12 protein-coding genes are annotated in these 12,126 nt (G+C 68.0%); 6 read left to right on the forward strand and 6 right to left on the reverse strand.

Annotation, left to right across the window (positions count from 1 at the left end):
- On the forward strand, window positions 1–426 hold a 426-nt coding region (locus JHD82_RS27060), incomplete at its 5' end, for an HPP family protein (RefSeq protein WP_199139865.1).
- Window positions 427–502: 76 nt separating this feature from the next.
- Here the strand turns inward: JHD82_RS27060 and ispH are convergent.
- Window positions 503–1,501: a 4-hydroxy-3-methylbut-2-enyl diphosphate reductase gene (gene ispH, locus JHD82_RS27065; RefSeq protein ID WP_096915442.1), complete on the reverse strand. Its 999-nt coding sequence runs from the start codon at window positions 1,499–1,501 to the stop codon at window positions 503–505.
- 1 nt (window position 1,502) lies between these two features.
- On the reverse strand, window positions 1,503–1,973 hold the full coding sequence (locus JHD82_RS27070; RefSeq protein WP_012203830.1) for a peptidylprolyl isomerase: 471 nt from the start codon (window positions 1,971–1,973) through the stop codon (window positions 1,503–1,505).
- A 96-nt stretch (window positions 1,974–2,069) separates the two neighbouring features.
- On the opposite strand from JHD82_RS27070, the gene radC reads away from it, so the two are divergent.
- Together radC and JHD82_RS27080 are read left to right on the forward strand one after the other, a co-directional pair.
- Window positions 2,070–2,750 carry a DNA repair protein RadC gene (gene radC, locus JHD82_RS27075; RefSeq protein WP_199139867.1) on the forward strand — a complete coding sequence of 227 codons (681 nt, stop codon included), beginning with the start codon at window positions 2,070–2,072 and terminating at the stop codon, window positions 2,748–2,750.
- 69 nt (window positions 2,751–2,819) lie between these two features.
- Window positions 2,820–3,479 carry a Smr/MutS family protein gene (locus JHD82_RS27080; protein WP_012203828.1) on the forward strand — a complete coding sequence of 220 codons (660 nt, stop codon included), beginning with the start codon at window positions 2,820–2,822 and terminating at the stop codon, window positions 3,477–3,479.
- 15 nt (window positions 3,480–3,494) lie between these two features.
- Here JHD82_RS27080 and JHD82_RS27085 read toward each other — a convergent pair whose 3' ends face one another.
- Together JHD82_RS27085 and JHD82_RS27090 are read right to left on the reverse strand one after the other, a co-directional pair.
- The gene (locus tag JHD82_RS27085) at window positions 3,495–4,778 is read right to left on the reverse strand and encodes an MFS transporter (protein ID WP_199139869.1); all 1,284 of its coding nucleotides are present in this window, start codon (window positions 4,776–4,778) and stop codon (window positions 3,495–3,497) included.
- A gap of 35 nt (window positions 4,779–4,813) precedes the next feature.
- On the reverse strand, window positions 4,814–5,296 hold the full coding sequence (locus JHD82_RS27090) for a MarR family winged helix-turn-helix transcriptional regulator (RefSeq protein WP_199139871.1): 483 nt from the start codon (window positions 5,294–5,296) through the stop codon (window positions 4,814–4,816).
- 105 nt (window positions 5,297–5,401) lie between these two features.
- On the opposite strand from JHD82_RS27090, the gene JHD82_RS27095 reads away from it, so the two are divergent.
- On the forward strand, window positions 5,402–6,010 hold the full coding sequence (locus JHD82_RS27095) for a PaaI family thioesterase (RefSeq protein ID WP_199139873.1): 609 nt from the start codon (window positions 5,402–5,404) through the stop codon (window positions 6,008–6,010).
- Window positions 6,011–6,082: 72 nt separating this feature from the next.
- Here the strand turns inward: JHD82_RS27095 and JHD82_RS27100 are convergent, their stop codons facing one another.
- Window positions 6,083–8,161: a bifunctional 2',3'-cyclic-nucleotide 2'-phosphodiesterase/3'-nucleotidase gene (locus JHD82_RS27100; protein WP_199139875.1), complete on the reverse strand. Its 2,079-nt coding sequence runs from the start codon at window positions 8,159–8,161 to the stop codon at window positions 6,083–6,085.
- A gap of 712 nt (window positions 8,162–8,873) precedes the next feature.
- On the opposite strand from JHD82_RS27100, the gene JHD82_RS27105 reads away from it, so the two are divergent.
- Window positions 8,874–9,272 carry a hypothetical protein gene (locus tag JHD82_RS27105; protein ID WP_199139877.1) on the forward strand — a complete coding sequence of 133 codons (399 nt, stop codon included), beginning with the start codon at window positions 8,874–8,876 and terminating at the stop codon, window positions 9,270–9,272.
- Between the two features lie 64 nt (window positions 9,273–9,336).
- Window positions 9,337–10,227, forward strand: coding sequence for a LysR substrate-binding domain-containing protein (locus JHD82_RS27110; protein WP_016450106.1), 891 nt, complete (start codon window positions 9,337–9,339; stop codon window positions 10,225–10,227).
- A 358-nt stretch (window positions 10,228–10,585) separates the two neighbouring features.
- On the opposite strand, the gene JHD82_RS27115 is transcribed toward JHD82_RS27110, so the two are convergent.
- Window positions 10,586–11,974 (reverse strand): hypothetical protein, encoded by a 1,389-nt coding sequence (locus tag JHD82_RS27115; protein WP_199139879.1) that lies wholly within the window; start codon window positions 11,972–11,974, stop codon window positions 10,586–10,588.
- Window positions 11,975–12,126: the final 152 nt, after the last annotated feature.

The following is a 12,126-nucleotide window of genomic DNA, read 5'->3' on the forward strand; positions in this document are numbered from 1 at the left end:
CTGCAGACCGTGGCCGACGTGATGAGCCACGAGGCCGTGACGGTATCGCCCGAGGCCGGTGTCAACGACGCCTGGCGCGTGCTGGCCGAGCACGGCGTGGCCCAGGCGCCCGTGCTGGATGCCGGTGGCCGCGTGGTCGGGCTGCTGCTGCGTGCCGACATGGCGCCGCTGGACCTGCTGCCCGAGCCCGGTGCGATCAAGGACGCCATTGCCCTGGCGCGCCGGCCCGTGAACGAGGTCATGATCTCCCCCATTCCCACGGTGGCCACCACCACCGACCTGCGCCGCGTGGCCGGCGTGCTGCTGGAGACCGGCCTGCCCGGCCTGCCCGTGACCGATGAGCAGGGCCTGCTGGCCGGCTTCATCAGCCGCACCGACATCCTGCGCGCCGTGGCCTCCGATCCTCCGCTGGATCTGTGGAGCTGAGGCTTTCGGCCCCACCATGCAAAACGGGCGCCAGGCGCCCGTTTGCTTTTTGGCCAATGTCCGCTGCGCCTGCGGTTCAGCCGCCCGTCTCGGGCTGCTTGCCCACGGAGATCTCCAGGCCCGTAGCCGCGTCGATCTTCAGGCCCTTGGGCAGCGGGAACTTCACGGTCTCCTCGATGCCATCCATCTTGCGCACCGACAGCGCGCCCAGCTGGCGCAGGCGCTGGATGACCTCTTCCACCAACACCTCGGGGGCGGAGGCCCCGGCCGTCAGGCCCACGCGCCCGGCATTGGCAAACCATTCCTCGCACAGCTCGCCCGCGTTGTCCACCATGTAGGCGGGCGTTCCCAGGCGCGCGGCCAGCTCGCGCAGGCGGTTGCTGTTGGAGCTGGTGGGGCTGCCCACGACGATGAGCACATCCACCTGCGGCGCCAGCACCTTGACGGCGTCCTGGCGGTTTTGCGTGGCATAGCAGATGTCCTGCTGCTTGGGCTCGCGCACCTGCGGAAAGCGGGCGCGGATGGCCGCCGTGATGCCGGCGGCATCGTCCACCGACAGCGTGGTCTGCGTGACCACGGCCAGCTTCTCGGTCTGGCGGGGGGTGACACGGGCCACATCGGCCTCGTCCTCGACCAGGTGGATGCCCTCGGACAGCTGGCCCATGGTGCCCTCGACCTCGGGATGCCCCTTGTGGCCGATCATCAGGAACTCGTAGCCTTCCTTGGCGAGCTTGGCCACTTCCACATGCACCTTGGTCACCAGCGGGCAGGTGGCGTCGAAGATGGAGAAACCGCGCCGCCGCGCCTCTTCCTGCACCGCCCGGCTCACGCCGTGGGCGCTGAACACCAGGGTGGAGCCGGGCGGCACGTCGTCCAGCTCCTCGATGAAGATCGCTCCCTTGGCCTTGAGATCGTTGACCACGAAGGTGTTGTGCACGATCTCGTGGCGCACGTAGATGGGCGCGCCGAACTTGGCCAGCGCACGCTCCACGATCTCGATGGCGCGGTCCACGCCGGCACAGAAGCCCCGGGGCTCGGCCAGCAGGATTTCCTGGGGCGAGGTCGAATCCAGCACCTCAGAGCACCCCGATGATCTGCACTTCGAACGTCACCGGCTGGCCCGCCAGCGGGTGGTTGAAGTCGAACAGCACGGCGCCGTCCTCGCGCACCTGCACCACGGCACCCGCGTAGCTGCCCAGGCCGTCGGGCGTGGGGAACTGCACCACGTCGCCGGGCGCGTACTGCTCGTGCGGGTCGCCCAGCTCGTTCATCAGCTTGCGCGCCACCCACTGCATCATGTCGCCGTTGCGCTCGCCAAAGGCTTCGCCGGCCGGCATCTCGAACGTGGTGCGCGTGCCTTCGGCCAGGCCCAGCAGGCGCTGCTCGACGGCGGGCGACAGCTCGCCCGCGCCCAGGGACAGCGTGGCGGGCTTGTCGTTGAAGGTGTTGATCACATCGCCTGCAGGCCCGGACAGGCGGTAGTGCAGCGTGAGGAACGAGCCGGTCTGGACCGTGGGGAGGGCCGAGGAAGAAGCGCTAGAGGTCATGGAAGTCCCGATAAACTGGCCCGTATTGTAGAAAAACATCCATGCCCCCACGCCCCGTGCAACGGTGTCCCTGCGGCGCCCCCACCTGGCTGAACCATGGCTCTCAAAGACCTGCCCGCCCAGGCCCAGCCGCGCGAAAAGCTCGCGGCACACGGCCCCTCGGCGCTTTCCGATATCGAACTGCTGGCCATCGTGCTGCGCACCGGCATGGCCGGCAAGGGCGTGCTGCAGCTGGCCCAGGAACTGCTGCAGCTGCCCGGCCGGGCCGGCCTGTCCGGGCTGCTGCAGGCCGGGCACGCGGACCTGAAGGCCATCAAGGGGCTGGGGCCTTCCAAGTGCGCGCAACTCCTGGCCGTGCTCGAACTGGCGCGCCGCGCCATGGCCGAGCAACTGCGCGAGCGCCCGGCCCTGGCCTCGCCTGAGGCCGTGGCGCGCTACCTGCAGCTGCACCTGGCGGCGCGCCAGCATGAGGTGTTCGCCGTGCTCTTCCTGGACAGCCAGCACCGGCTGATCGCGCTGGAGGAGATGTTCCGCGGCACGCTCACGCGCACCAGCGTCTACCCCCGGGAAGTGGTGCTGCGCGCCCTGCACCACCATGCGGGCGCCGTCATCCTGGCCCACAACCATCCCAGCGGACAGGTCCAGGCCAGCGCCGCCGACAAGGCCGTCACGCAGAGCCTGCAGGCCGCCCTGGGCCTGGTGGACATCCAGGTGCTGGACCATGTGATCGTGGCGCCCGGTGCCTCGCTGTCCATGGCGGGCCAGGGGATGCTGTAGGACCCCGGCTCCCGGCTGGGCCCGCCATGGCCGCCGGGGTGCCGAAATTGCGGTACAACCGGCGTCACCATGACTTTGAAAGCCACCAGCCTGCAGGACCTCGCGCCAGTGCGCCGCGCACTGGCCGAAGCCGCCGCCCAAGAGGCCCTGCTCCAGCAGCAGCGCGCCGAGGCGGCGCGCCGCCTCCTGGCCGAGCAAAAGCTGTTCGAGAACACCGTGGGCCCGGTGCATGCGCTCAAGTCCGCGCACGCCCGCCACCTCCATGCCCCCGAGCCCCCCGAGCCGCTGCCCCTGCAGCTGGAGCTGGACGAGCAGCGCGTGCTGCAGGAGGCCATGAGCGACGAGTTCGACGTCAGCACCCTGCTGGACACCGACGACCAGCTCAGCTTCCGGCGCCCCGGCATCGGCCTGGACGTGACGCACAAGCTGCGCGCCGGCCAGTGGAGCATCCAGCGCCAGCTGGACCTGCACGGCCTGCGCGTGGACGAGGCGCGCGAGGCGCTGGGCCAGTTCATCCGCCTGTCGCACCGCACCGGCATACGCTGCGTGCGCGTGGTGCACGGCAAGGGCCTGGGCTCGCCCGGCAAGACCCCCGTGCTCAAGGGCCGCGTACTGCGCTGGCTGGTGCAGAAAAAGGAAGTGCTGGCCTTTGTGCAGGCCCGCCCGGCCGAAGGTGGCGCGGGCGCCCTGGTCGTCCTGCTGCAGCCGGGCAGGCGCCAGCTGTACTGACGACGCGCAGGGTCTTCAGGCCGCGGCCACCGCCGCCGCCTTGCGCGCCCGCCCTATCACCAGCGCCATCACCGCCGCCACCAGGCAGGCCAGGCCGGCCGCATACAGCGCGGGCGTATAGGTCAGCAGCAACGTGCGAGTCAGGCCCGCGCCCCAGGCAGCGGTGGCCGCGCCCAGCTGGTGGGCCGCGAAGATCCAGCCGAACACCAGCCCCACCTTCTGCGGCCCGAAATGCTGGGCCGTGAGCTTGACCGTGGGCGGCACCGTGGCGATCCAGTCCAGCCCGTAGAACATGGCGAACAGGCCCAGGCCGTAGAAGGTGAACTCCGAATGCGGCAGCCAGAACAGCGACAGGCCGCGCAGCCCGTAGTACCAGAACAGCAGCTTGCGGTTGTCGTAGCGGTCCGACAGCCAGCCCGACAGCACGGTGCCCACGAAGTCGAAGGCCCCCATCATGGCCAGCACCGACGCGGCGGGCACCGCGCCCATGCCGTTGTCGCCGCACAGCGAGATGAAGTGCGTCTGCACCAGGCCGTTGGTGGACAGGCCGCAGATGAAGAAGGTGCCCGCCAGCAGCCAGAAGGTGCGGTTGCGCGCGGCCTCGGCCAGCACCTTGAAGGGCGTGCCGAAGTTCATGGCCATGGCCGGTGGCGGCGGGGCCGAGGCATCGCCGCCAAAGGGCGCCAGGCCCAGGTCCGAAGGCCGGTCCCGCACGAACAGCAGGGCCAGCACCGCGATCAGGGCACTGGCCACGAACACCGGCACCGTGGCCGAGCGCCAGCCCCAGTGCTCGATCATCCAGGCGGCCAGCGGCAGGAAGGCCAGTTGCCCCGTGGCCGCACTGGCCGTGAGCACGCCGATGACCAGGCCGCGCCGCGCCGCAAACCAGCGGTTGGCCACCACGGCGCCCAGCACCAGCGCCGTCAGGCCCGTGCCCATGCCCAGCAGCAGGCTCCACAGCAAAAACAGATGCCACAGCTGCGTGGCCCGCGTCACCATCGCCATGGCGCCACCCACCAGGGCCAGGCCCATGCACATCACGGCACGCAGGCCGAAGCGCTCCATCATCACGGCCGCAAACGGCCCCAGCAGGCCGAACAGCGCAAAGCGCAGCGCTAGGCTGCTCGAAATCTGCTCCGTACTCCAGCCGAACTCGCGCGACAGCGGCTGCAGCATGGCGCCCGGCAGGCCCAGCGCCGCCGACATGGTCAGCATGGTGAGGAAAGTGATGGCCGCGACCAGCCAGCCGTAGTGGATGCCGCGCCGCTGCAGCCAGCGCGCCGTGGAGTTGGAGAGCATGGGAGTCTCTTCGGGGGTTGGGAATTCGGTAGGGCCTACGCCTGCGGGCCGTCTGCAGCGTTGCCATCGCCATTGCCGCCATCGAGCAGCACCAGGCATTCATCGATCAGCGCATGCAGGGCCGCCACGCGCTCCAGGCCCACGCGGGCGTTGAGCTCGTTCTGTGCGGTCTTCCAGCTTTGCTTGGCCACTTCGCGCTTGGCCTGGCCCGCGTCGGTGATGTGCACCAGGCGGCTGCGCTGGTCCTCGCCCTGGCCCATGCGCACCCAGCCGGCGTCGATCAGCGGCTTGAGGTTGCGCGTCAGCGTCGAGGCGTCCATGCGCATGCGCCGCGCCAGGTCCGAGGGCCGCACCGGACCGGCGGCCAGCACGTGGCTGAGCAGCGAGTACTGCGTGATGCGCAGCCCCGTCTCGTTCAGATGGGCGTCATACACCTGGCCCACGCTGCGCATGAGCTGGCGCACGCGGTGGTTGGTGCAGCCCTGGGGCACGCCGAGGATGTCTGGATTCACTGGCATGGCGCAGATTATTGCATATACAACTGTTGTAGATACAATAATATCCACACCGCCATCCCAGACAGCCTGGCGCCCGCACTTTTCCCAATGAAAGAGAGACATTCCATGGACACCCGCACCCACTCCCCGGAGCAGGCCGCCCACAGCCTCACCTCCAGCGCCACCACCGGTGCCATCTCCCCTGCCCTGCAAGCCTGGCTGGACGAGGAACAGGCGGTCACCCTCCGGCTGGACGCCGGCCCCGGCGCAGGCGTATCGCGCCCCGACCAGGTCGCAGGCCGCAGCGGGCTGGAGCTGATGCAGGCCATGCTGCGCGGCGAACTGCCCTACCCGCCCATTGCACGCACGCTGGACTTCATGCTGATTTCCGTGGGCGAAGGCAACGCCGTCTTCCAGGGCCGCCCCGGCGCCAACCACCTCAACCCCATGGGCACGGTGCACGGCGGCTGGTTCGCCACCTTGCTGGACTCGGCGCTGGGCTGCGCCGTCCACACCTGCATGCCGCCGGGCCGGGGCTACACCACGGCCGAGCTGGGGGTGAACCTGGTCAAGGCCCTGACCCCGCGCGTGCCGCGCGTGCGCGCCGAAGGCCGCGTGCTGCACTGCGGCCGCCAGCTGGCCACGGCCGAGGCGCGCCTGGTCGGCCCCGATGGCACGCTCTACGCCCACGCCACCACCACCTGCCTGGTGTTCGAGATGCCTCCTGCGCGCTGAAGCCCGTTCGGCACAAGCAAAAAAGCCCCGTGCCAGATGCACGGGGCTTTTTTGTTGCTTGCCTGCCGGAACTTACTTCGACAGATCCAGGCGGTACTTGGACGTGCCCTTGCCCGAGCCGTCATCGGCCGCCACCAGCGAGATGTTGGCCAGGCCCGCCGCCTGCGCCACCGGCAGCGCGTTGGCGCCGGAGCTGAACACCACGTTGGCCGAGGTGGTCACCTTGGTGAAGCGCCAGCTCTTGGCCGCGCCATTGGCAGCGCGCGTGATGCTGCCCTTCTTGCGCACGTAGCCGATCACCACGTCGCGGTTGGCGTCCGGCGAGGCCCAGATGGCGCTGGAGCCGTCGAGCTTGGCGATGAAGCTCTTGCCGCTGGTGGCGCGGTAGTTGTTCGTGGCGATCACGAACTCCTGCGCCGGGTCGATGGCCTTGCCCAGGTACTGCAGGTTCCTGATGCGGCTGCCCACGGGCTGGGTCACGTCGATCTCGTACTGCACATCGGCCGTGGTGAACATGTCGAAGTTGTAGCCCGGGAAGGTGCTGATCAGCTGCTGCTCACCCGTCTTGGCCGGGTCGATCTGGTTGAAGCGCTTGGCAGCGGCCTCCAGCCAGTCCTTGATGTCGGCGCCATTCACCTTCACCGCATACACGGTGTTGGGGTACAGGTACAGGTCAGCCGCGTTGTAGATGGCCAGCGGGCCCACGGCCACGTCGGTGTAGTCGGCGCCGCCCTGGAAGCCCGACTTGAACGGCGCGCTCACCGACAGCACGGGCAGCTGCGCGTACTGCGGCAGGCTGGCCTTCACATAGTCGGCCACATAGTCGCGCTGCGCCTGGTTGACGATCTGGATGGCGCCCGGGTCGCCCACATCGGCGAACAGCGTGCTCATGCGGAAGTCCGTGCTGCCAATGGGCGTCTTCACGTACTGGATGGCGGCCTGGTGCTGGCTCTCGATCAGCGGCGCCACCGTCGGGTCCACGGCCACGTAGGTGGCCTTGCCTGCGGCGTCCTTGCCGGTCTGGATATTGCGCAGCTCGCTCTTGCCCGCGCTCTTGTCCACGCTCCACTGCTTGCCGTCCCACTTGAGCGCCAGCTGGATCACGCCCAGCGCCTTGCCCCAGGAACTGGCCATCACCGACTGCACGCCGTTGATGGTGCCCGCCTTGTTGTCCACGCCCGCCTGCGTGAACGCCGGCGTGGCCGCCGTATCGGGGAACACGCTGTGCTGGTGGCCCATGACCATGGCGTCGATGCCGGCCACCTTGCTCAGGTGCAGGCCGGGGTTCTCCATCGTCGGCGAGTAGGCCGCGCCATCCAGGCCGCCGTGCAGCATGGCCACCACCACATCGGCGCCCTTGGCGCGCATCTCGGGCAGGTACTTCTGGGCGGACTCCACGGCGCCTTCGGTGTAGAGCTTGCCCTCCAGATAGCGCTTGTCCCAGTTCATGATGCCCGGCGTGGTGAAGCCGATCACGCCGATCTTGATGGGCAGCTCCACCGCCTTGCCATCCTTGTCCTTGGCCGCGATCTTGCGTTCCAGAATCACGTAGGGCTGCACCAGCGGCTGCTTGGTCTTGCTGCTGTAGACATTCGACAGCGCCATGGGAAAGCCGTTGCCCGCGCACTTGAGCGCCTTGTCCACGCCGTCCACGTCCAGGCCGCCACCCAGCACCTGGTTCAGGAAGGGCAGGCCGTAGTTGAACTCATGGTTGCCCAGCGTGCCCGCATCAAAGCCCAGCGCGCCCATGGCCTTGTACATGGACAGCTGCTGCGTGCAGGGGATCTTGGCCACCTCGGCCTCGTAATCGGCCAGGGCCGTGCCCTGAATGGTGTCGCCGTTGTCCACCAGCAGCGTATTGGCAAACTCCTTGCGCGCCGCACGCACCAGCGTGGCCATGCGCTCGAAGCCGTAGGAGGCATCCTCGGCCAGCTTGAAATAGTCATAGCTGCGCACATTGAAGTGCAGATCCGTGGTCTCCAGCACGGCCAGCGTGGCCGTCGCGGGCTGGCTGGCCACCGGGGGCGTCGTGCTGTCGTTGCTGTCGCTGCCACCGCAGGCGGCCACCAGCGCGGCGCTGGCCAGGACGCTCAGCGCCAGGCGGCGGGACAGGAGCAGGGATTGCAATGTGGGGAGTTTGCTCAGCGGCATGTGGTTTTTGTGGGGGTGGTGAAGGGGGGGAGTTTGTTGGTGGGGGTTTACAGGGGTGTGACAGCTGGTCTGTTCTGGTCTGGTCTGGTCTTGGTCAGGTGCTGTTTTTTGTCCCTGCCGGGGGGTTGTTTTTCGAGGCCGGGTTTCGGCCCGGCGGCCGACCTCCTTTTCTTTGATTCGTCAAAGAAAAGGAGGCAAAAGAAAGACGACCCGAATGTCCGCGACCCTCCGCTTCGCTGCGGGCAACCTGCGTCGGGCCACCTGCGGGGTTCGCCGCAGAACTCACTGCACGCTGCGCGCTCCGTTCAGACAACTGCGGCGAGTCAGTTGACGAGGCAGTCCTGTCCTTCGGCAGGACTGCAACCCCGCAGGCGGCCCGACGCAGGCGCTGACATACGGGGAGTTTGCTCGGGCCTTCGCTGCGCTCGGCCTGGTTTCTTGATACGCAGCCGTTAAACTTGCGGCAGGCCGAAAGGCTTGGTGTGTCGTAACACCAATACAGAGGTGCGGCCCCCACCTTGAAGGGGGCTTTGTCATGTCCAGATTCCTGGGGCAGATGCGTCATCGCGCGTCCGTCTCCAACGGTTTTGGACGGGATGGGCTTACCCGCAAGGATGGCCGCACGTCTGTATACGTGTTACGAACATCCCGTCCACCCGTTGCCCGTCGTACGGTGGCGTGTGGTTCTCTTGATTCATACAGGAACCAAGACATGCACCCTCTCACCGCCGCACAGGCGACCTCTCCCCAACCACCTTTTCTTCCCACCTGGCGGCAGGCCATGCACGCCTCGCTGGGCCTGGTGCACAGCACGCTGCAGCAGTTGATCGAACTGATGGTCGACGATCCCGACAGGGACGACAGCGAAGTCGATGTGGACTGCGCCGTGGAGCTGGCGCTGGAGCACATCAAGCGCATGAGTGTCCAGCAGCACGCGGACCGCTATGCCTTCGAGGTGGAGTGGATCAAGGCAACGGCGGCGCTGCGGCTGGCGCAGGGCGCCTTCGGGCGGCCGGAATCACGCTTTGGCCTGCGGCTCAAGGATGCCATCCAGCAGCTGGAGATGCTGCCGGAGCTGGTGGAGTTCGTGGACCAGGACGACGGCGAGTGAACTGTGCGGCGTGCCCGTATCTCTGTGAGAAACTGGCCCGCCGAACACCCCCTTGCCTTCACCCATGGAACTGCGCCAGCTGCGCTACTTTGTCGATATCGCCAAGACCGAGCACCTGACGACATCGGCCAGAAACCTCTATGTCACGCAGTCCACGCTCTCGCATGGGCTGCGCCAGCTGGAAGAGGAGCTGGGCATGGCGCTGTTCGAGCGCATTGGCCGGGGGCTGAAGCTGTCGCAGGCCGGCGTGGTGTTCCGCAACTATGCGGAGCGTGCGCTGCATGAGGTGGAGGCCGGGCGCATGGCGCTGGCCGACCTCAGCGAGCTGCAGACCGGCACGCTGACCATCGGCGTGATTCCCACCTTCCTCAACACCCTGGTCGCCCCGGCCGTGGCGGCTTTCATGCGCGCCTATCCCAAGGTCAACGTGGTGGTGATCGAGCTGCTGGCCCCGCCCGTGGAGCAGGGATTGCTGGACGGCAGCCTGGACCTGGGCGTGAGCTTTCACCCGCCCCAGCGCGCCGAGCTGGACGCGCTGCCGCTGTTCGACGAACGCATGATGCTGCTGGTCAACCCATCGCATCCGCTGGCCGGGCGCCGCACGCTGTCCGTCAAGTCGCTGGCCGGCGTGCCCCTGGCCCTGCTGCCGCGCACGTTCTACACGCGCAGCCTGATCGAGGACGGGCTGCGCACCGCAGGCGTCACGCCCTTGCTGCGCGCGGAAATGGGCTCGGTGGAATCGCTGATCGCGCTGTGCCGCTGGGGCGACATGGCCACCATCGTCCCCGAGCGCGCCGCCCAGCAGGCCACGGACATGGTGGCCATCCACCTGGTCGCCCCCCAGCTCATCCGCACGGCAGGCCTGCTGTGGCGCCGAGGCGCCAGCTACAGTGCGGCCGCGCGCGAGTTCGCGGCGCAACTGGCCCCCGCCACCAGAACCAACATGCCCCGCTAAAAAAACCCCAGGCCGAGCGCAGCAAAGGCCCGAGCAAACTCCCCGTATGTCAGCGCCTGCGTCGGGCCGCCTGCGGGGTTGCAGTCCTGCCGAAGGACAGGACTGCTTCGTCAACTGACTCGCCGCAGTTGTCTGAACGGAGCGCGCAGTGAGTTCTGCGGCGAACCCCGCAGGCGGCCCGACGCAGGTTGCCCCGCAGCGAAGCGAAGGGGTCGCGGACATCCGGGTCGCCTTTTCTTGGCCTACGTTCTTTTGGCGAAGCAAAAGAAGGTAGGTCGGCTGCCGGGCCGAGACCCGGCCTCGAAAAACCACCACCCGGCAGGGTCAAAAACTAACCCGTTGCAGGGAAAAAACCAGCTCACTGCAAAGAGGGCCGCGCCCTCTCAGGCACCCGAGCCCCCAACGCAGCCGGCACATAAGCCGCATCAAAACTACACCCCACCCCAAACTTGGCCTCATTAGCAGAACAGGCCGCAGCAATCCCCGCCGCAGTCGGCTTCACCCCCGCCTCCACCCACTGCATCAACGCAGTCATCAAGGTGGGATAGGTCGCATCGCTGATATAGCTGTGCGTCCCCTGCCGCGTGAAGGTCTGCACCAGCCGGTCCCCGCTGCCGCCCTGCTGCATCACCGCACGAAACCGCGCATCCAGCTCCACGAAGGCCGTAGGGTCGCTGATCCACTTGGCCGAGAGGACCGGCACGCCAATCCTGCCCACGGGGTCGGTGTCATCGGCGAACTTGCGGTAGGCCGCAGGGTCGGCGCGGTAGCGCAGCACGCCGGCATTGAGCGCGGCATCGTCGGCCGAGCCGGCATAGACCGCACCCTCGTTGCCGAAGGGGCTGGCGCCGCCCGTGCGCTTGGCCGAGATGTCCTGGAAGTGCATGGTGCCCCAGTTCATGTGCGACTGGATGGCGCTTTCGGGGATCTTGATGACCTTGGTGATGGTGTCGATCTTCGCCTGCTGCGCGGCCGTGCGCTGGGCGGCGGGCTTGTCCAGCGCCAGGCATTCGTTCACGCGCAGGGCCACGTCGGCCTGGCGCATCTTGGCATCTGCGGGCAGGCCCAGGTTGAGCGCGTACTGCGGCTCATTGGGGCGCGGGTGGTTGCCGCACAGGTACTGGTAGACCACGCGCAGGTCGGTGCGGAAGTCATAGGCATGGGTGCCGCCGCCCAGCACCCCGCTGGTCAGCAGCACGCCGTCGTAGGGGCGCTCGCCCACGGTCTGCTCGTTGAACATTTCCGCGCCCTTGGCCGCCACGCCCGCACCCCAGGACTGGCCGTGCAGGATGGTGCGCTGCGGCTTGGCCACATGCTGGCGGAAGATGCCGCGCAGGCGCTCGGTGTCCTCGGCGGCGGCGCGCACTTCCACGCCACCCTGGCGGTAGGTGGAGCCGGCCCAGGCGTAGCCTGCGCGCACCATGATGGACCAGCGCACCAGGTCTTCGGCCGCACGGTCGGCGGTGGGCGCGGCCAGGTCCGGGCCGCCGTGGGCGTGCAGCACCAGGGTGCCGTTCCACTGCGCGGGCTTGGCGATCAGGTAGTAGGCGCCCTTGGAGTCCTGCCCGGCCCAGCAGCTGACGCCCGCAGGAATCTCGGCGGGGCAGGCCGTGCTCTTGGGCGCGGTCTCGATGGAGGTGACCGGCCCGTGCAGCACGGCCGAGCCGCCGCCGCAGCCGGCCAGGGCGAGCGCGGCCAGCAGCGAGGCGCTGGCGGGACGCAGGGGGAAATACGCGGATGCTTGCATGTCTTGTCTCCTGTCTTGGCTTCTTGTTGGAAGTCACCTGCCGCGCCGCGGCAAGCGGTCGCATCGGTGACTGGATGGGATTCTGTAGAGGCTTGTCCAATATTTCAAAGATTTTTAGGATATCGGCTGGATACTTTTCACATATATGGAAC

The sequence above is a fragment of the Delftia sp. ASV31 genome, assembly GCF_016428765.1.
GTDB lineage: Bacteria > Pseudomonadota > Gammaproteobacteria > Burkholderiales > Burkholderiaceae_C > Comamonas > Comamonas acidovorans.